Origin of the sequence: Streptosporangium sp. NPDC001681, assembly GCF_040298085.1 — a bacterium.
Taxonomy (GTDB): domain Bacteria; phylum Actinomycetota; class Actinomycetes; order Streptosporangiales; family Streptosporangiaceae; genus Streptosporangium.
Genome location: NZ_JBEOZN010000015.1, coordinates 1 through 17994 on the forward strand (window position 1 = coordinate 1; position 17994 = coordinate 17994).

The following is a 17994-nucleotide window of genomic DNA, read 5'->3' on the forward strand; positions in this document are numbered from 1 at the left end:
GTGTTACTCTCACGGCTCGAAGTCGTACATTGGCATACGAGTTAGCCGGAGGCCCTCGATGACGCAGCATGAGAGCCACGCCACCTTTCGTCTCAGTATGTGAGAAGTGTGTACGCCGGGCGAGACGGTGTTCCGGCCGCCAGGTAGCCTGGGATGAAATGCGCCAGGTCCCAGCCTGCCGCGACGGGGCCTGACAGGGGTGGGCTGGCAACTCTCCGGCACCACGCCCCAGATCACCGGTCCGTGACCCGGACCCGTGACATCAGGCCTGGTCGGAGCCCTGATCGGAGTCTCGACCATTGCCCCTGCTCGCATGCGACCGAGACGAGATTCGCCATGTACGACATGTATCCCTGGAACCACGCCGAAGAGGTCAAGGACGAGGCCGCCGAGGCGCTCCAGACCGCCCTGGACCGCCGGGACAACGGTGGTTCCCCCATCCGCTGAACCTGTTCCCAGCGCCGGCGGGGTTCCCGCGGCTGATCAGCCGGCGTGTCTCATCCGCCGGTCGCGATCTCGATCTGCTCGGTCGACTTGACCCCCTGCGGATCGGGGCGCACCGCGCCGACGAAGGAGGACCGGCGCCAGGCGCTGAGCTTCTCCTCCTTGACCACGTCGCCGCTCCGCGGGGCGTGGACCATGTAACCGGGTCTGGTGATCATGCCGACATGGCCGAGGCCGCTGAAGAAGGCCAGGTCACCGGCCCTGAGGTCCTTCCAGGCGATCTTCTTGGAGAAGGCGGCGTACTGGTCGGTGGTGACGCGGGGCAGCTTGATCCCGGCGGCGCCGTAGGCGCGGAGCATCAGGCCTGAGCAGTCGAAGCCGCCGTTGCCGGTGCCACCCCAGACGTAGGGCGTGCCGCGCTTGGACATGGCCCACTTCACGGCCTTCTGCCAGGCGGGCCTGGGGGTCGCGCTTTTCACTGCCGCCTTCAGCCTGACGGTGCCGAGTGCGGGAGCTTCGGGGGAGGGGAGAGGGGCGGCGGCCAGGGCCGCCGTCGGCGCCATGGCCGAGGCCGCGAACATCGCGGCACCTGAGACGAGAATGGACAGGACGCGGGAGTACATCTTGCCGGACAGGATGATTCCTTCCATAAGGCCGGCCGGGTGAGCTGTCGGGCTCGGGCGTGGAGGCCGCCCTACGGCGCGAGAGTGCGCCGATTCGCCCCAAGGAATCCCGTGATGGCGGCCGGGAGCGCGCTCCGGGGGAGGAGCGGGTTCCCGGGGGCCCGGTGGATCCCGGAAAAAGTGGTTCCCCGGCTCCGTACGGGCCGGTAAGGGGATGGTCCGTACGGATTAGGCATCGATGTGAATGGGGAGGACGATAACGAAACCTCGCGAAACGGTCAATAGGGAGCAAAAAAGGACAAAACGATCACATGGGTGGACGTGCGGACACGTCCGAAGAGTGAGACCGGTGTTCGATCACCGAGACGGACAGGTAAGGTGCCTGCATGGATTCGCGTAACATTCGCCTGGCGGTCATCCCCGGGGACGGGATCGGAGTCGAGGTCGTCACCGAGGGCCTGAAGGTCCTCGAAGCGGTCGGCACCAAGGTGGAGACCACCACGTACGACCTCGGGGCCAAGCGCTACCACGAGACCGGCGAGACCCTGCCCGACCCGCTGCTCGACGAGCTACGCGGATACGACGCGATCCTGCTCGGCGCGGTCGGCGACCCCAGCGTGCCCCCGGGCATCCTGGAGCGCGACCTGCTGCTCAAGCTCCGCTTCCAGCTCGACCACTATGTGAACCTCCGCCCGGTCAAGCTCTTCCCCGGCGTCGAGACGCCGCTGGGCAAGGCCCGCCCCGAGGACATCGACATGATCGTCATCCGGGAGGGCACCGAGGGCCCCTACGCCGGTGCCGGAGGCGCCATGCGCCGCGGCACGCCGCACGAGATCGCCACCCAGGAGTCGCTGAACACCGCCTACGGTGTCGAGCGCGTGGTGCGCTACGCCTTCGAGAAGGCGGTGGCCCGCCCCCGCAAGAAGCTGACGCTGGTCCACAAGACCAACGTGCTCACCTACGCCGGTGACCTCTGGGCCCGCACGTTCGACCGGGTCAGCGTGGAGTACCCCGAGGTCCAGACCGACTACTGCCACGTCGACGCGGCCTCGATGTTCTTCGTCAGCCAGCCGGAGCGCTTCGATGTGATCGTCACCGACAACCTCTTCGGTGACATCCTCACCGACATCGGCGCGGCGATCGCCGGTGGCATCGGCCTGGCGGCCAGCGGCAACGTCAACCCCGACCGCACCGCGCCGAGCATGTTCGAGCCGGTCCACGGCAGCGCCCCCGACATCGCGGGCCAGGGCAAGGCCGACCCGACCGCCACCATCCTGTCGGTCGCCATGCTCCTGGACCACCTGGGACTGGCCGACGAGGCGGCCCGGGTCGAGCAGGCCGTCGCCGACGACCTGCTCGAGCGGCTGGCCGGCTGGGCCGGCCGGACCACCCAGGAGATCGGTGACGACATCACCGCGCGAGTAGCCGGCTGAGGAAGCCGCCCCCTCGACCCCGATGCGCCTGGCGGCTCCTACGAGCCGCCGGGCGCTTTTTGTTTCCCACGCACTGCCGGTTTTCGGCATGGATGCAGTAGTTTCCCGTTACCCGGTCCAACGCAGAATGGACCCGAGGGTAAGCCAGACATCAAGATAAGGATCCGCGTCATGACCACCGCTCAGAAGCTCAGCTTCGACGTGCAGCTCTCCGACCACGCTCGCACCGCGGCCGAGCGCGAGCAGGTAATGGTGGCCCCGGGGTTCGGCCAGGTCTTCACCGATCACATGATCTCGATCGACTACACCGAGGGCGAGGGCTGGCACGACGCCCGGCTCATGCCGTACGGCCCGCTCAGCCTCGACCCCGCGACCGCGGTCTTCCACTACGCGCAGGAGCTCTTCGAGGGCATGAAGGCGTACCGCCAGCAGAACGGCGCGATCGTGACGTTCCGCCCCGAGGCCAACGCCGCCCGCTTCAACACCTCCGCGCTGCGGATGGCCATGCCCGAGCTGCCCGAGGAGACGTTCGTCGAGTCGCTGGAACTGCTCGTCCAGACCGACCGCGAGTGGGTGCCGACCACGCCCGGACACAGCCTCTACCTGCGCCCTTTCATGATCGCCACGCAGCCTGCGCTCGGGGTCAACTACCCCTCCAGGACCTACAAGTACATGGTGATCGCCTCTCCGGCGGCGGCCTACTTCGGTGGTGGGCGGGCGGTCAGCGTCTGGCTCTCCACCGAGTACACCCGCGCGGCCCCCGGCGGCACCGGCTTCGCCAAGTGCGGCGGCAACTACGCGGCGGCCTTCGTGGCCCAGCGCCAGGCCGTCGAGCAGGGCTGTGACCAGGTGGTCTGGCTGGACGCGAGCGAGCACCGCTACGTCGAGGAGATGGGCGGGATGAACCTGTTCTTCGTCTACGGCGACCGCCTGCTGACCCCGGCGCTCACCGGCACGCTGCTGCCGGGCATCACCCGCGACTCGATCCTCGCTCTGGCCTCGGACCTCGGCCTGCGGGCGGAGGAGGGGCGGCTGTCGATCGAGGAGTGGCAGCGGGGCTGCGAGTCGGGCGAGCTCACCGAGGTCTTCGCCTGCGGCACCGCCGCGGTGGTCACCCCGGTCGGCTCGGTCAAGGGCGCCGACCGCGCCTGGACGATCGGCGACGGCACCCAGGGGCCGGTCACCGAGCGGATCCGCGAGGAACTCGTGGGCATCCAGTACGGTTCCCGCCCGGACCCGCACAACTGGGTCCACAAGATCTGCTAGTCCCGTTTTCCGCATGTGCTGCATCGTTGCAGGTCAGCAGCTATAACTGATCTCAGTGCCGCGGGTAATCACCCCGGGTCAACCGGGGGCACGTGCGGAACACAGGGCTAGTCCCGCGTGCGACCTCGATGGGTTTTTGCTCTTGTGTGGCACCTGACCTGTGACGGGATCCCCAGGTGTGAAGTGGGAACGATGCGGTGACAGGTGCTGCGTAAGGGGGCGAGGAGATCCGGCCAACACGTTCATGGCCGGTCACCGTGGGGGCCCCAGCCGGAGGAGGCCCGGTCTCCAACTGGCCGGGCCCTCTCCACGGGCGGCTCTATCCTTCGCTCAGCTTTCCGGTGTCGATCGTGAGATTCCACGGCGCGGGCAGTTCAAGTGGTTCTCCGATGATTACCTGGTGCTGCTGCTGGTAGCCCCTCTCCCCGGGATGGCTGAGTAGCCGGACGAGGTTCTGGGTGGTGTCGATCACCAGATAGAGCGGGACACCCGCGATCGCGCAGTTCTGGGGCTTGGTGACGTGGTCGTCCTCCCGGCTACTGGGAGATACGACTTCCACGACGAGCAGGGCCTCGTCGGCATAGACGTTCTCGTCGTCCCACAGGCGTGGAAATTTCGGAAGGACGAGAAGGTCGGGCCGATAACGATCTTTCTGGACACCCAGGAAGATCTTAACGTCGTATACGGGATGCCAGCCCTGTTCCGTTGCGAACGGGATGAGCTGAATCAGCAACTGCAGGATGCTCTTGGCGTGGTTGAGTGTGGGCAACTCCCTCACCACGATCCGGCCGTTGATGATTTCGACCTTACGGTCAGGCCACTGATCGCAGGTCTTCTGGTAGTGCCGTTCGAGCTCCTGGTGGTTGGCGGATACGGGCTTTGCCTCGCGACGGTCCAGGGTCTTGGCCATGCGGTCATCCTTCCCTCCATGCGGGTGGGCGCAACGTGTTTGTCACATCGCTTAAAGTAATCGGAAAGATTCCCGCCCGCCCGGGATTCGGAAAAGTTCTCGTCAGTGCTTTCGAATCATGGTGAGGCCGTCGGCGATGGGGAGCATGATCGAGGTGACCCGCCCGTCGGCGCTGACCATGTCGTTGAACTCGCGGATGTGCCTGACCGTCTCGTCGTCCCTGCCGGGATCGGCGACGTGGCCGCTCCACAGCGTGTTGTCGACGAGAATCACCCCGCCGGGGACCAGCCGCGACATCAGGATCTCGTAGTAGACGGGATAGTTGACCTTGTCGGCGTCGATGAACGCCAGATCCACCCCGGGGTGCTCGGGGAGCTCGCGCAGCCGCTCGGCCGCCGGGCCGATCCTCAGCTCGATGCGGTCGGAGACCTGCGTCCTCTCCCAGTATCTCCGGGCGACCGCCGTCCACTCCTCGCTCACGTCGAAGCAGGTGAGCCGGCCGCCGGGGGCGAGCCCGCGGGCGAGGCAGATGGAGGAGTAGCCGGTGAAGGTACCCACCTCCACCGCGTTCCCGGCGCCGCCGATCTGGGCGATCATGGTGAGGAAGCGTCCCTGGTCGGGGGAGATCTGCATTCCCGCGCTGTCGCCGGTCAGCTCGCGGGTCTCGACGGCGAGCGCGTCGAGGACGTCGTCGGGCAGGGTGGTGTGCGCGAGCAGATACTGCCCCACGGCGGGGTCGAGGTAGGTCGCCTTCATGGGCCTCATTCTGGTCGGTACGAGGTGGTCGCGGGGGGTGAACCCGAGCCGTGTCGGCGGATCGCGGGTCTCAAATCCTAAGATCGATGTGTCAGATGCTGTCAGCGTGTGGCAGACTCCAAAGCATCATGTTCTACGGTCTGCTCATTATCGGCAGGCGCGCTGGCTGAAAAGGGACACCGCCAGCGCGCAGACCTCTCACGTCCGTGAGGGGTTTTTTTGTTTCTCGGAGCCGAATGAGCGCGCGGCGAATCATCGAACCGCGAAGGAGAACGACATGGCCGACGACCGCTTCCACGTGTACGACACGACCCTCCGTGACGGAGCCCAGCAGGAGGGGCTCAATCTCACGGTGGCCGACAAGCTGGCCATCGCGCGTCACCTGGACGGCCTGGGCGTCGGTTTCATCGAGGGTGGCTGGCCGGGGGCCAATCCCAAGGACACAGAGTTCTTCAGGAGAGCTCAAACAGAGCTCGACCTGAAGCACGCGCAGCTCGCCGCGTTCGGCGCGACCCGCCGGGCAGGTGTGAAGGCAGCCGACGACCCGTTGGTGGCCGCGCTGCGCGAATCCGGCGCGCCGGTCGTGACCCTTGTCGCCAAGAGTCACGACCGGCACGTGGAGCTGGCCCTCCGCACGACCCTGGAGGAGAACCTCGCGATGATCCGCGACACGGTCTCCCACCTGCACGCGGAGGGACAGCGGGTCTTCCTCGACGCCGAGCACTTCTTCGACGGCTACAAGTCCAACCCGGCGTACGCGCTGGAGGTGCTGCGCACCGCCGCCGAGGCGGGAGCCTCGGTCATCGCGCTCTGCGACACCAACGGGGGCATGCTCCCCGACGAGCTGGCCGAGGTCGTGCAGGCCGCCGTCGGCACGTCCGCCAGGATCGGCATCCACTGTCACGACGACACCGGCTGCGCGGTCGCCAATTCCCTGGCCGCGGTGAAGGCGGGCGCGACCCACGTGCAGGGCTGCGCCAACGGCTACGGGGAGCGCTCGGGCAACGCCAACCTGTTCACGGTCGTGGCCAACCTGCAGCTCAAGCGGGGATTCGACCTGGTGCCGAGGGAGGCGCTGGCCGACATGACCAGGATCGCCCACGCGATCACCGAGGTCACCAACGTCACCCCCAACTCCCACGCCCCCTACGTCGGGGTCTCCGCCTTCGCGCACAAGGCCGGGCTGCACGCCAGCGCGATCAAGGTCGATCCCAACCTCTACCAGCACATCGACCCCGCCGAGGTCGGCAACGACATGCGCATGCTCGTCTCCGACATGGCCGGACGCGCCTCGGTCGAGCTCAAGGGCCGCGAGCTGGGCTACGAGCTGGCCCCCGACACCTCGCGGGAGCTGGTGATGCGGGTCAAGGAAATGGAGTCGAAGGGCTACACCTTCGAGGCCGCCGACGCCTCCTTCGAGCTGCTGCTCCGCGACACCGTCGCGGGCGAGCGCAGGCGTCACTTCCAGGTCGAGTCCTGGCGAGTGATCGTCGAGCAGAACCGCGGCGGCGAGGTCGTCAGCGAGGCCACCGTGAAGCTGCACGCCAAGGGCGAGCGGATCGTCGCCACCGGCGAGGGCAACGGTCCGGTCAACGCCCTCGACCGGGCCGTACGGCAGGGACTTGAGCGGCTCTACCCCGAGCTGGCGGGGGTCGAGCTGATCGACTTCAAGGTGCGCATCCTGGAGGGCACGCACGGCACCGACGCCGTCACGCGCGTGCTGATCACCTCCAGCGACGCGGCCGGGGAGTGGTCCACCGTCGGTGTCGACGAGAACATCATCGAGGCGTCCTGGCAGGCGCTGGAGCAGGCCGTCACCTACGGCCTGCTGCGCGCCGGCCACACCGACTGAGGCGGCCCTCGAAGGGCGCGCACGGGAGACCCTCCGGAGGGCGTGACCGGGCGGCTCGGGTTCGGGGGCGCCCCTCCTGACCTGGCGGGCGTGAGCGTCCCGGATCGCCCACGAGCGCCCCCGGCCGGGGGCGCTCGGGGCCGAAGGCCGTCAGGAGAGGTCGGCGCCGCCGACGCGGAAGCTCACCGGACCCTCGGAGGTCTCCACGCTGACCTTGCCGCCCGCGCAGGAGAGCGACGGCTTGCCGGTGCCGGGCACCAGCACGGTCAGCACGGAGTCGCCCGCGGCGGGGGCGACGACCGCGGGCGCGGGGTGCCTCTGCAGGTAGGCGGAGGAGACCCAGCCCTGGTAGGGGTTCTTCTGGCCGCGGATCACCTTGAGCCCGCCGACCGGCTTGCAGGAGGGCATCGAGACCTGCACGAGCGTCGCCTTCCAGCCCGACTTGTCCTTCACCACGACCTGGCCACCGCTGTTCGAGACGGTGGACAGGTCGCGGGAGAAGTGCCAGATGTTGCGGACCGAGGAGCCCTTGGGGACCGTGTCCAGCACGGCCATCAGGTCATTGCCGTGGTTGACGAGCACCGAGCGGGTCCTGGGCACGCCGTAGGCCCTGTCGGTCAGCCGGTAGCTCTGCCGCTCGGACCCGATCGAGGATCTGCTCAGGGTGGTGGCGGTCTTGCCACGGAACCTGGCCCCGGACACGATCGAGGTGTTGTGCGCCTCGGCCGACATCGTCCAGTGCCGGTAGCCGCTGTTCTCGTACGAGTCGAAGCCGACGTCGACCAGGACGTCGCGGCCCTGGGCGTAGTAGGTCACGCCCAGGTGGTCCTCGTGGCCGTGGTACTTCATCCCGGGCCCGAAGCGGATGGAGTAGAACGCCGACTCGGGCTTGTCCCAGGCGGTGCGCCCGTAGACGTAGCCGTTGCCGAACACCCGCACCGTCTTCTTCGGGTGGGAGTAGCCGACAGGCCGCACGTCCGCGCCGCCGTCGCCGATCGGGACCATGAATCCGTCGGGCTGGGTGGAGTGGGAGATGAAGTCCTCCAGCGACTCCCAGCGGCGTGCGATGTCGGTGGGCACCTTCCGCCCGCACGCCTTGATGTTGTCCATCGCGACCTTCAGCCGCTCGTAGACGTAGATCGCGTAGCGGGGGGCCTGCTCGCGCAGCGCGCCCTGGGAGTCGACGTCGAGCTTCACGGTCTCGGTGAGCCGCCTGATCGCGAGGCTGGACCACTGATCCCGGCCATAGCGGCAGCCGATGCCGAGCAGCGCGATGTCCTGGTCGATGCCGTGGTTGTGACCCTTCTCGTACAGCTTCGGGTCCGACAGCATCTTGGCGTGCTCGGCCAGGCTGCGGGACAGCCACGACTCGTTGACGTGCTTGCTGAGGCAGACCAGCGCGGGGGCGCGCAGCGCGATCGGGTGCTCCTGCCAGGCGTACGGGCTGGCCCCAGCGCCGCCGCGGGGGTTGTCGGCCACCCAGTCCTTGGCGATCTCGACGGCCCGCGCCAGGTACGCCTCGTTGCCGTTCGTCTCGTAGTCGGCGACGAGGCGGCCCATCCAGCGCAGCGAGTGGAAGACCATGCTCCAGGAGCGGTTCCGGTAGGGGTCGGTGCGCCAGTCGACGTTCTTGCCGATCTTCACCGGGGCCAGGTCGAGGAAGGCCACCTCGCCGTTCATGATGTCCGCCGCCGTCGGCGTGGCCGGTAGCCAGTCACCCTGGCACTCAGCGGTGCGTTTTACCTCCCGTGCTTCCGCGGTGCCGGCCGTGGCGCCACAGGTCGTCAAGAGGACAAGGGAGAGAGCGAGTGCTTGTGTGCGGCGGCGCACGCCAGTTCCTTCCGGGCCGAACGAGGGGAGTGGATCATGCTGTCCGAATCCCACCAAACCGGTCAAGTCGGGATGGGTGCTTCCAGGACATCGTTAGCAACTAGATGCGGGTTTCCCAGGTTCCCGGCGCGAGTGACCTGATCCTGCCGGTCGATGTTCCCGTGGCCACTCGCGGGCGTAACCGCGTTTCGGCAGGCTGGGCGTATGAGACTCGCCGACATCGTGATCCCCGACACACCGGCCGCCCGCGGCGCGCTGGAGGTGGCGACCGCCTACTGCTCGCCCGCCCTGCTCAACCACTCCGTGCGCGCCTACCTGTGGGCGGCGGCCTACGGTGCGATGAACGACATCGCCTTCGACGCCGAGCTGCTGTACGTCGCGTCGATGATGCACGACATCGGCCTGGTCAAGGAGTTCGACAGCCACACCGTGCCGTTCGAGGAGGCGGGGGGCCATGTCGCATGGGTCTTCGCCGCCGGGGCCGGATGGCCCGTCGAGCGCCGTGTGCGCGCGTCGGAGATCGTCGTACGCCACATGTGGGACGGCGTGGACCCCGGGTGGGATCCCGAGGGGCACCTGCTCGAGCTGTCCACCGGGCTGGACATTTCCGGGCGGGGGTCGGAGGACTTCCCCGCCGGGCTCCGGGCCGAGGTGCTTGAGCGTTACCCCAGGCTGGGGATCGGCCCGGAGTTCGCCGGGTGCTTCGCGGACCAGGCCGCGCGCAAGCCGGACAGCCTGGCCGGGCGGTGCGTCCGCTCGGGGATCGCCGAGCGGATCGCCGCCAACCCCCTGGACCGCTGAGCGGGTAGGCCCCGCTCCCGGAAACGAGGGGAGCGGGGCCTACCCGCTCAACGCGGACTCGGACGGGATCGTCCGATCGTCTCGGAACCCGGCCGGGGCCGGTCGGGCGCCCCTCGGCGAGCGATCAGGCTCCGGGCGCGGGCCCGGTGCTCTGTACGACTTCAAACGACCACAGCTCGGCCCCGGAGGCCGCCGGGCCCTGCCCGTGGCCGTGCCCCTGGGCCGGGCCGGCCGCCTCCTGCCCATGCCCGTGACCCTGGCCCTGACCGGCCTCGGCGGCGGCCTGGGCGTGGCCGCGCTGGAAGGCCTGGCTCTCGGTCCAGCGCTTGAAGTCCTCATCGGAACGCCAGCGGGTGTAGACCAGGTAGCGATCGGTGCCGTCCAGCGGGCGGAGCAGTTCGAACCACTCGAACCCGTCCGCGGACTCGACCACTCCCGCCCGTCCCGAGAAGCGGCGCTCCAGTTCCTCGCGCATCTCCGCGGACACTGTCAGCACGTTTATCTTCACGACCGAAGGCACATCGTCTCCTCGAAGCGTTGGTTTCCCTGATCACCCTATGATCGGCGCTCCGTCAGGTGACGGTCCTGCGAGGGTGCGGCGCGTCCCCCAGGCTCACCCGGGCGACGGCGGGTATGCGCTCGGTCTCCAGGGTCTGGCGCATGTGCGGGATGACCACCCCGCTCAGCTGCTCGCGGACCGCGCTCATCGGCGCGTCCTCGGCGACCGCCACCCGCATCCGGACGGCGGGGTGCTCGCTCGTGCCGATCATCGCGGCGGTGGCGCCGATGATCGAGGGGTGCGAGCCGGCCTCGGCGGCCGCCGCGTCGGTCACGCTGTGCGCGTCCACCTCGGTGATCCCGGCGGGACCGCCGTCCAGGCGGATGCCGCTCAGCCTCCGGCGGCGTCCCTGGACCAGCAGCCAGCGCAGGCCGAACAGCGCGAGCACTATCGCCGCCGCGGCGACCACCCACCACAGCCACGGGTCGTAGCGGGCGAACGCCGCACGCGTCTGGGTGTCCACGAGTGGTGCGCGGGCGGACGCCACGGCCGGAGGGAACGCCCCCGCGCCGCGCGCCATCACCAGGGCGCTCAGGGCCATCAGCGCCAGTCCCACGAGCAGCAGCCCCAGCCGGTTGCCCCGGGCGGTCTTGTCGTCCATGGCGCTCACTTCCCTCGCAGGTGCACGTGGACGGGATGCTTCCAGACGGGGGAGAGCGCGGCGATCCGCGCGGTCACCGCCTCCCGTACGGCGTCGGCCAGTCCGGTGGTGTCCCGGACGCCGCTGCGGGCGTCCACTCGCACGGTCTTTCCCACCAGCCGTACCTTGGCCTGGTCCACCCCCTGTACCCGCTCGGCCGTGTGGGCCAGCGACCGGGTGAAGCCCCGGCGCTGCATGCCGATGACCAGGTCCTTGTCGCCCGTCCGCACCGGGATCAGCGTGGGCCGTCCCGGGATGAGCGCGAACAGCACCAGCAGCAGGCCCAGCAGGCCGACCAGGCCCGCGCCCGCCATCACCTGCCGGTCGCTCCACGGCGTCGACGACGCCCAGGTGAGCATCCGGTCGTAGGGCAGCAGGCGCAGCGGGTGGCCGACCAGCGCGGAGATGACCTCCAGCGCCACCAGGACGCCGATCGCCGTCAGCACCACGGCGGTGATGACGGCGGGGACCACCCGGCGCGGGCGGAAGGCCCTGACCGCCGCGCGGTCCGCGGAGGCGTTCCTCGCCACCTCGTCGGGTGCCCGCGACGCGGACGGCTCCACGAACGCCGCGCCGGGTGCGGCCGGAATCTCCTCGGTCGGCCCCGTCTCGGAGACATGCTCGGAGAAGGGCTCAGCCGGGTCGGGGGTCTGGGAGGTCATTGCCCTTCCTCCCGCGACGGGACGTCGGTCCCGTGGGCCGTCGCGCCCGGTGTCCGGAAGTCGGGCCGGTTCCCGCCCTCGGCCGGCGAGGTCTCGTATGAGGTCTCACGCGAGACCTCGTACGAGGTCTCGGGCGGGCTCTCCGGAGCGCGGATCACGTTGGTGACGTCGATGTCGATGTAGCCGACGTCCATGCCGGTCAGTGTCATGACCCGTTCGGCGACGTGGCGCCGGACCTCGTCGGCAACCTCGCGGATCGGGGCCGGATACTCCATGGTCACGTCCAGCTGGAGCGTCGCGAGCGTGCCGTCGACGGCGGCGCGGGTGCCTCCGCGGAGGGACAGCGGCCCCCGCTCGCCGACCTTCCGCACCCGTGCCACCTCCCTGGCCGCGCCGGCCGCGATGCGCGACACCACCCGGTTGGATATGTCGGTTCTGCCACGCAGTTCGGCCGGTACGGCCGGCTGGGCGGGTACGGCGGGCGGCGCGGGCCGCCCGGTCTCGGCGAGGGCGGAGCCCGTCCGGCCGGCGGGGAGGTCACCTGAGTCCGCGGCCGCTCCCGAGGAGGTGGCGTGGTGCTCGACGGGGGTGTTCATCGCCGTCTCGCCGAGATCCGGGACAGGTTGACCTCGCCGACCTCCGCGAAGTGGCCGAGGAGGAATCCGATGGCGCCGAGCACGAGCACCAGCAGGAACGCCCAGAAGCCGCCGAAGGCTCCGGCGAAGCCCAGCAGAACGCCGACGATCGTGCCGAGCACGGACCACACTGGGAACTTGTTCATGTCAAACCTCCGATATGGACATTCACCGGCAGGTCATCCGCCAGCGGGGCGACCGCCGCACGTACCTCGTCGGCGATCTCCGGCAGCGGGCGCCCCAGCCTGACGACCACCGAGATCTCGATCCCGTCCTCGTGCAGCGCGACGCCGGGCACCCTCTCGCCGGGCAGGTAGGTCGCCACCGTCCCGAACGGGCCGCCCGAGAGGTCGACGACATCGGGGCAGCGCCGTACGGCGTCGGCTATCCCGTGCGCGAGACCCGCCTCCCGGCCGGCCGGTTCCCGATCAGCGGCCGCGGCCGGTTTCTCGCGGGGCGGACTCGCCGTCTCGCCCGGTGTGGCGGCCGGTGTGGCGGCCGTCGTGCGGGCCGGGGCCCGTGGTCTCTGGGCGGGTACGGCCCCCGCCGGGGCTTGAGTGGCGGGCGGGTGGACCGGGTGCTCCGGCTTGTGCGCGGGCATGACGGTCGCCGGGGTCGGATGCTTCGGCCGCTCCGGCCCGTGCGCCGGGGTGGGCGGCCGCTGGACCGGGTCACCCGGGTTGTTCGCGGGCGCGGCCGTCCGGCGGCCGGATCCCGCCGTCACCGGACGCGTCGTCTCCTCGCGGGCCGGGTCCTCAGGCCCGCGCGCCGGATCCCTCACTGGACGCGCGGCCCCGGCTCGGACGACTCCTCCGCGGAGTCCTTGTCCTGGCCGGGCATGTGGACGTCGGAGACCTTGATGTTGACCTCGGTGACCTCGAGCCCGCACATGCGCTCGATCGCCGTGATCACGTTGCGGCGTACGGCGGCGGCCAGGTCGGGAATGGCCATGCCGTACTCGACGACCACTTCGAGGTCGGCGGCGGCCTGACGCTCGCCCACCTCGACGGAGACCCCCTGGGTGATGTTCTGGTCGACACCGACCATGCCGCGTACCGCGCCCAGGGCTCGCGCGGTGCTCGCGCCCATGTTGTGCACGCCGGGAATCTCCCTGGCCGCCAGGCCCGCGATCTTCGCTACGACGCCGCTCTCGATGGTGGTGGTTCCCTTGGGAGTGACCAGGCCACCCTGGGATCCGGGACTGTCGGTGCGTGCCCGGGGCACGGATACCTCGTCGCCCTTGGGCCTGTTCACCGTGCTGGCTTCAGTCACGTCCATTCCTTCCCCCGAGGGAAGACCTTCTGGCTCCCCGATGCTGACAGAAACGGTCATACCCCCCATATGAACAGCAATCAGGACATACTTATTTTTAACTCAATCGTGGTCGTATCGGGAAAATAGGTTTTATGGGTATTTTTAGTTGCATATAGCCCAGATGGCTCGGCGATGTGATGGAGGAGACCGGATGGGCGGAGGCGCGAACCTCCCGGAGGCGCGGGCGCGGTCAGGCGAGACCCGGAGCCCGACTAGCCTTGTCGTGTGCGTATAGCGAGGTTCTCCACAGGAGACGGTGTCGGGTTCGGGGTGGTCGAGGGTGGCCCAGGGGAGGAGTTCATCTCCGCGATCTCCGGTCATCCGTTCGGGCCGATCCAGTTCACCGGTGAGCGTCACTCGCTCTCCCAGGTCAAGCTGGTCGCGCCCATGCTGCCCAGCAAGGTCGTCGCGATCGGCAAGAACTACGCCGACCACGCCCACGAGATGGGCGGCGAGGTCCCCGACGAGCCACTGGTCTTCCTCAAGCCGTCGACCTCGGTGATCGGCTCGGGTGAGGCCATCGCCTACCCGACGACCCTGTCCCAGCGGGTCGACTACGAGGGGGAGCTGGCGGTGGTGATCGGCAGGCTCTGCCGGGAGGTGCCCCGAGAACGGGCCCACGAGGTCATCTTCGGCTACACCTGCGCCAACGACGTCACGGCGCGGGATCTGCAGAAGAAGGACGTCCAGTTCACCCGGGCCAAGGGCTTCGACACGTTCTGCCCGCTCGGCCCGTGGATCCAGACCGAGCTCGACCCGAGCGACGTCGGCATCGTCACGTCCGTGAACGGCGAGGTCAAGCAGAGCTCGCGCACCTCCAAGCTCATGTACGACATCCCCGCGCTGATCGCCCACGTGAGCGCGGTCATGACCCTGATCCCCGGCGACGTCATCCTCACCGGGACGCCGGAAGGGGTCGGCCCGCTCAGCGTCGGCGACGAGGTCAGCGTCTTCATCGAAGGAATCGGCACTCTCAGCAACCGGGTGGTCTCCCGTGATTAGGGTTCGTTTCGCCCCCTCGCCGACCGGCATGTTCCATGTCGGCGGCGCCCGCTCCGCGCTGTTCAACTGGGCCCTGGCCGAGAGGTCCGGCGGAAGGTTCGTGCTCCGCATCGAGGACACCGACGCCGCGCGCAACCGGCCGGAATGGACCGAGGGCATCATCTCGGCGCTCGCCTGGATCGGGATCAACGACGGCGCCCCGGCCTTCGAGGGACCCTACTTCCAGTCCTCGTACGAGAAGCAGCACCGCGAGGCCGCGGCCAGGCTGCTGGCCGAGGGCCGGGCCTACTACTGCACCTGCACCCGCGACGAGGTCAAGGCCCGCACCGGGTCCGAGCACCAGGGCTACGACGGCTTCTGCCGCGACCGAGGCCTGACCGAGGGCGCGGTCCGCTTCCGTACCCCCGACGAGGGCGTCACCGTGATCTCCGACCTGGTCCGCGGCACCGTCGAGTTCCCCAACAACGCGATGGAGGACTTCGTCATCGCGCGCGGCGACGGCTCCCCGCTCTTCGTGCTGGCCAACGTCGTCGACGACGTCGAGATGCGGATCAGCCACGTGGTCCGCGCCGAGGAGCACCTGTCCAACACCCCCAAGCAGCAGCTGCTCTGGGAGGCGCTCGGCGTCGCCCCGCCCACCTGGGCGCACGTGCCGGTCATCGTCAACGAGAAGCGCCAGAAGCTGTCCAAGCGCCGGGACAAGGTCGCCCTGGAGTCCTACCGCGAGGAGGGCTACCTGGCCGAGGCGATGGTCAACTACCTGATGCTGCTCGGCTGGGGCCCCGGCGACGACCGGGAGATCATGCCCTGGTCGGAGATGGTGCCGCTGTTCAGCCTGGAGGACGTCAACCCCTCCCCGGCGTTCTTCGACGAGAAGAAACTCCGCGCGTTCAACGGCGAGTACATCAGGGCACTGCCCCTGGAGGAGTTCATCACCCGCTGCGAGCCGTGGCTGGACCCGAGCTGGGACCGCGAGACCTTCGCCAAGGTCGCCGAGCTCGCCCAGACCCGTATCGCGGTCCTGTCCGAGATCACCGCGAACGTGGACTTCCTCTTCCTGGACGAGCCCGTCTTCGACCAGGCGTCGTGGGACAAGGCCATGAAGAGCTCCGCCGTGGAGATCCTCACCGGCTACCTCGACCGGCTTGAGAAGGTCGAGATGGACCCCGAGTCGCTCAAGACGGCGCTGGAGGAGGTCGGCGCCTCCTACGGCCTCAAGCTCGGCAAGGCCCAGGCGCCGGTCCGGGTGGCCGTCACCGGCCGCACCGTCGGCCTGCCGCTGTTCGAGTCGATCGAGGTCCTCGGCCGGACGCGGTCGATGGACCGCATCCGCGCCGCCCTCGCCAGGCTCCAGGCCTGAGGAACGCGGACCGGACGAGGCCCGGGGCGCGGCGGAGCCGTCAGCGCGTCGGAGGTCATCGTGGAGCAGGGGGTCCTGCCCCGGCCTGGGAGGACCAGGCCGGGGCAGGACCGGTGGTGCGGGAAGGATCAGGTCAGCAGGCCCCTAGGAGGGGCGTGCCGGCTCCGTCCCCTGTGCGGCGAGTCTGTCCCAGAAGGCGAGACGGTGAACCGCGGCCCGGTCGAAGGGGGCGACACCGCCTCGCCCCGGAGCCAGCCCCTGCACGTACGGCGTGCCGCCGGTGGGGCGCACGCGACTCCAGGTGGGCAGGCCAGGCCGGTTCGGGTCGCCGACGGCGGCGAACCTGGACCAGTAGTCGATCATCGTGTCGCCGAGCCGCCGCTGCTCGGGGGTGAGCGGGGCGGACCTCCAGCCGACGTCGAACAGGAACGACAGCTCGGACCCGTGCGAGGCGAGCGGCCTGACCCCATTGGGCAGCGGGAAGAGCTGGGGCGCCGTCCGGTCGGTGAACTCGTAGGAGAAGGTCGGCACGTGCCGGGCGAACAGCAGGTCGGTGTCGCGCGCCGGCCAGGCCCAGTCCAGGTCGCTCATGACGGCCGCCACCGCCTGAAGGGGTGAGCCGTGGGCGTCCGGCGGATACTCGGCCAGCACGTCCGGTCCCGCGGCGCCGAACTTCGCGTTGGCCGCGGACTCGTACTCCCCGTCCGTCATCGGCGGGAACAGCAGCGACGTGAAAAGCGTGCCCTCGTCCCTGGTGATGCCCGTCAACATGGGCACCCGGTGGAAGCGGCCCTCCTCGAACACCGTCGAGGGATCCTCGGGCAGCACCGCGTTACCGTACGCGGGCAGCGGGAGCGGCTGCTGGGCGAGCAGGTCGGCCACCGGCCTGTCCCGCAGGCAGGCGAGCGCGGTCTCCGGGTCCGCGCACCCCAGCCCGGCTGCCAGGGCCTGTCCATAGCCGTCGTGGGCGGCTCGGGGCACCCAGAGCGGTATGTCCATCACCGGCCTCAGCGGGGTGCCCTCGAAGCTTCCGGCCTCACACGGGCTGCTCTGGGTGATCGCCCGGTGGAACAGCCCCGCCGCGGAGGGGGAGGCGAGCTGCGCGCACACCGAGTGCGACCCCGCGGACTCGCCGAACAGGGTGACGTTGCGCGGGTCGCCGCCGAACGCCGCCGCGTTGCGCCGCACCCAGCGCAGGGCCGCCTGCTGGTCCTCGATCCCGAACGCTCCCGCGTTCTCCAGCCCGGGATACCCGAAGAATCCGAAGACGCCCAGCCGGTAGTTGACCGTCACCACCACGACATCGCCCCGCACGGCCAGCCTGCGGGCGTCGTAGTCGCTGCCGGCCCCCTTGGTGAGGCTTCCGCCGTGCAGCCACACCATGACCGGCCGGGGCCGCTTCCCGCCTGCCGGGGCGGGCGCGGTCACGTTGAGGTAGAGGCAGTCCTCCGCCTCGCTTCCCGGCAGGCCCCAGATGTCGGCGGTCTGCGCGCACCGCTCACCCGGCGCGGTGGCGTCGCGCACCCCCTGCCACGGGGTGACGGCTCGCGGCGACCGCCAGCGCAGCTCACCGACGGGGGGCGCGGCGTACGGGATGCCCTGGAAGGACAGGTGATCCTTACCGGCCTCGCCCCTCACCCATCCGGAGTCGGTACGTACCGTGGTGCCCGCGCCGCCCGCGGTGGCCGGGGCCGTGGCCCTCGGCGGCACGGTGCCGGTACGGGCCGCCGTGTCCCCACCGCCCGCGGCCGCCGGGGCCGCCGTCAGCAGCGGCAGGGCACAGGCCAGGCCGGCGACGAGCGCGGCGCTCGTCCTGTTCCATGGTCGTTTCATGCTCTTCAGCGTGCTTGAGATCCGGGCGGAGCGCATTGGAGCCGCGTTCCCGCCCGGGGTGTGGTTTCCTGCAC

18 protein-coding genes and 1 riboswitch are annotated in these 17994 nt (G+C 69.6%); of the genes, 6 read left to right on the forward strand and 12 right to left on the reverse strand.

The features are described 5' to 3' along the window. Nucleotides 1–497 precede the first annotated feature (497 nt). Complete coding sequence (locus ABT130_RS09665; protein WP_350954317.1) at nt 498–1094, reverse strand: C40 family peptidase; 597 nt, start codon at nt 1092–1094, stop codon at nt 498–500. After that, nucleotides 1082–1312: riboswitch (cyclic di-AMP (ydaO/yuaA leader) on the reverse strand. (Overlaps the previous gene by 13 nt.) Before the next feature lie 141 nt (nt 1313–1453). Here ABT130_RS09665 and ABT130_RS09670 point away from each other — a divergent pair. Beyond that, nucleotides 1454–2500, forward strand: coding sequence for a 3-isopropylmalate dehydrogenase (locus ABT130_RS09670; protein ID WP_350914742.1), 1047 nt, complete (start codon nt 1454–1456; stop codon nt 2498–2500). 171 nt (nt 2501–2671) lie between these two features. Then, nucleotides 2672–3766: a branched-chain amino acid aminotransferase gene (locus ABT130_RS09675; RefSeq protein ID WP_350954319.1), complete on the forward strand. Its 1095-nt coding sequence runs from the start codon at nt 2672–2674 to the stop codon at nt 3764–3766. A 319-nt stretch (nt 3767–4085) separates the two neighbouring features. Here ABT130_RS09675 and ABT130_RS09680 read toward each other — a convergent pair whose 3' ends face one another. Further along, nucleotides 4086–4676, reverse strand: coding sequence for a Uma2 family endonuclease (locus ABT130_RS09680; RefSeq protein WP_350954321.1), 591 nt, complete (start codon nt 4674–4676; stop codon nt 4086–4088). Nucleotides 4677–4778: 102 nt separating this feature from the next. Next, nucleotides 4779–5432, reverse strand: a complete 654-nt coding sequence (locus ABT130_RS09685) for an O-methyltransferase (RefSeq protein WP_350914748.1) — start codon at nt 5430–5432, stop codon at nt 4779–4781. A 277-nt stretch (nt 5433–5709) separates the two neighbouring features. Here ABT130_RS09685 and cimA point away from each other — a divergent pair, with 277 nt between their 5' ends. Further along, complete coding sequence (gene cimA / locus ABT130_RS09690) at nt 5710–7284, forward strand: citramalate synthase (RefSeq protein WP_350914750.1); 1575 nt, start codon at nt 5710–5712, stop codon at nt 7282–7284. A gap of 150 nt (nt 7285–7434) precedes the next feature. Here cimA and ABT130_RS09695 read toward each other — a convergent pair whose 3' ends face one another. Then, nucleotides 7435–8964, reverse strand: coding sequence for a heparinase II/III family protein (locus ABT130_RS09695; protein ID WP_350954323.1), 1530 nt, complete (start codon nt 8962–8964; stop codon nt 7435–7437). A gap of 354 nt (nt 8965–9318) precedes the next feature. Between ABT130_RS09695 and ABT130_RS09700 the strand changes: the two genes are divergently transcribed. Beyond that, nucleotides 9319–9915, forward strand: coding sequence for an HD domain-containing protein (locus ABT130_RS09700; protein WP_350954325.1), 597 nt, complete (start codon nt 9319–9321; stop codon nt 9913–9915). Nucleotides 9916–10039: 124 nt separating this feature from the next. Here the strand turns inward: ABT130_RS09700 and ABT130_RS09705 are convergent, their stop codons facing one another. From ABT130_RS09705 to ABT130_RS09735, 7 genes are read right to left on the reverse strand one after another with little or no spacing between them, the layout of a single operon-like run. Next, on the reverse strand, nt 10040–10435 hold the full coding sequence (locus ABT130_RS09705) for an antibiotic biosynthesis monooxygenase family protein (protein ID WP_350954327.1): 396 nt from the start codon (nt 10433–10435) through the stop codon (nt 10040–10042). A 52-nt stretch (nt 10436–10487) separates the two neighbouring features. Beyond that, nucleotides 10488–11075, reverse strand: a complete 588-nt coding sequence (locus tag ABT130_RS09710) for an alkaline shock response membrane anchor protein AmaP (protein ID WP_350914760.1) — start codon at nt 11073–11075, stop codon at nt 10488–10490. 5 nt (nt 11076–11080) lie between these two features. Next, the gene (locus tag ABT130_RS09715; RefSeq protein WP_350954328.1) at nt 11081–11776 is read right to left on the reverse strand and encodes a DUF6286 domain-containing protein; all 696 of its coding nucleotides are present in this window, start codon (nt 11774–11776) and stop codon (nt 11081–11083) included. Next, the gene (locus ABT130_RS09720) at nt 11773–12372 is read right to left on the reverse strand and encodes an Asp23/Gls24 family envelope stress response protein (RefSeq protein WP_350914764.1); all 600 of its coding nucleotides are present in this window, start codon (nt 12370–12372) and stop codon (nt 11773–11775) included. Before ABT130_RS09720 ends, ABT130_RS09715 begins: the two co-directional genes overlap by 4 nt. After that, on the reverse strand, nt 12369–12557 hold the full coding sequence (locus ABT130_RS09725; protein WP_350914766.1) for a hypothetical protein: 189 nt from the start codon (nt 12555–12557) through the stop codon (nt 12369–12371). Before ABT130_RS09725 ends, ABT130_RS09720 begins: the two co-directional genes overlap by 4 nt. Further along, nucleotides 12554–13135, reverse strand: coding sequence for an Asp23/Gls24 family envelope stress response protein (locus tag ABT130_RS09730; RefSeq protein ID WP_350954329.1), 582 nt, complete (start codon nt 13133–13135; stop codon nt 12554–12556). Before ABT130_RS09730 ends, ABT130_RS09725 begins: the two co-directional genes overlap by 4 nt. A 53-nt stretch (nt 13136–13188) precedes the next feature. After that, the gene (locus ABT130_RS09735) at nt 13189–13689 is read right to left on the reverse strand and encodes an Asp23/Gls24 family envelope stress response protein (RefSeq protein ID WP_451935028.1); all 501 of its coding nucleotides are present in this window, start codon (nt 13687–13689) and stop codon (nt 13189–13191) included. Between the two features lie 261 nt (nt 13690–13950). Here ABT130_RS09735 and ABT130_RS09740 point away from each other — a divergent pair, with 261 nt between their 5' ends. Together ABT130_RS09740 and gltX are read left to right on the forward strand one after the other, a co-directional pair. Next, nucleotides 13951–14727, forward strand: a complete 777-nt coding sequence (locus ABT130_RS09740; protein ID WP_350954330.1) for a fumarylacetoacetate hydrolase family protein — start codon at nt 13951–13953, stop codon at nt 14725–14727. 28 nt (nt 14728–14755) lie between these two features. Further along, nucleotides 14756–16087: a glutamate--tRNA ligase gene (gene gltX, locus ABT130_RS09745; protein WP_350954435.1), complete on the forward strand. Its 1332-nt coding sequence runs from the start codon at nt 14756–14758 to the stop codon at nt 16085–16087. A gap of 144 nt (nt 16088–16231) precedes the next feature. Here gltX and ABT130_RS09750 read toward each other — a convergent pair whose 3' ends face one another. Next, on the reverse strand, nt 16232–17920 hold the full coding sequence (locus ABT130_RS09750; RefSeq protein ID WP_350954331.1) for a carboxylesterase/lipase family protein: 1689 nt from the start codon (nt 17918–17920) through the stop codon (nt 16232–16234). Nucleotides 17921–17994: the final 74 nt, after the last annotated feature.

Coding starts and splice junctions, on each gene's coding strand:
- ABT130_RS09670 (WP_350914742.1), top strand. CDS start 1,454: ATGGATTCGCGTAACATTCGCCTGGCGGTCATCCCCGGGGACGGGATC.
- ABT130_RS09665 (WP_350954317.1), bottom strand. CDS start 1,094: ATGGAAGGAATCATCCTGTCCGGCAAGATGTACTCCCGCGTCCTGTCC.
- ABT130_RS09675 (WP_350954319.1), top strand. CDS start 2,672: ATGACCACCGCTCAGAAGCTCAGCTTCGACGTGCAGCTCTCCGACCAC.
- ABT130_RS09715 (WP_350954328.1), bottom strand. CDS start 11,776: ATGACCTCCCAGACCCCCGACCCGGCTGAGCCCTTCTCCGAGCATGTC.
- ABT130_RS09700 (WP_350954325.1), top strand. CDS start 9,319: ATGAGACTCGCCGACATCGTGATCCCCGACACACCGGCCGCCCGCGGC.
- ABT130_RS09720 (WP_350914764.1), bottom strand. CDS start 12,372: ATGAACACCCCCGTCGAGCACCACGCCACCTCCTCGGGAGCGGCCGCG.
- ABT130_RS09695 (WP_350954323.1), bottom strand. CDS start 8,964: ATGAACGGCGAGGTGGCCTTCCTCGACCTGGCCCCGGTGAAGATCGGC.
- ABT130_RS09685 (WP_350914748.1), bottom strand. CDS start 5,432: ATGAAGGCGACCTACCTCGACCCCGCCGTGGGGCAGTATCTGCTCGCG.
- gltX (WP_350954435.1), top strand. CDS start 14,756: ATGTTCCATGTCGGCGGCGCCCGCTCCGCGCTGTTCAACTGGGCCCTG.
- ABT130_RS09725 (WP_350914766.1), bottom strand. CDS start 12,557: ATGAACAAGTTCCCAGTGTGGTCCGTGCTCGGCACGATCGTCGGCGTT.
- ABT130_RS09680 (WP_350954321.1), bottom strand. CDS start 4,676: ATGGCCAAGACCCTGGACCGTCGCGAGGCAAAGCCCGTATCCGCCAAC.
- ABT130_RS09710 (WP_350914760.1), bottom strand. CDS start 11,075: ATGGACGACAAGACCGCCCGGGGCAACCGGCTGGGGCTGCTGCTCGTG.
- ABT130_RS09735 (WP_451935028.1), bottom strand. CDS start 13,689: ATGGACGTGACTGAAGCCAGCACGGTGAACAGGCCCAAGGGCGACGAG.
- ABT130_RS09750 (WP_350954331.1), bottom strand. CDS start 17,920: ATGAAACGACCATGGAACAGGACGAGCGCCGCGCTCGTCGCCGGCCTG.
- cimA (WP_350914750.1), top strand. CDS start 5,710: ATGGCCGACGACCGCTTCCACGTGTACGACACGACCCTCCGTGACGGA.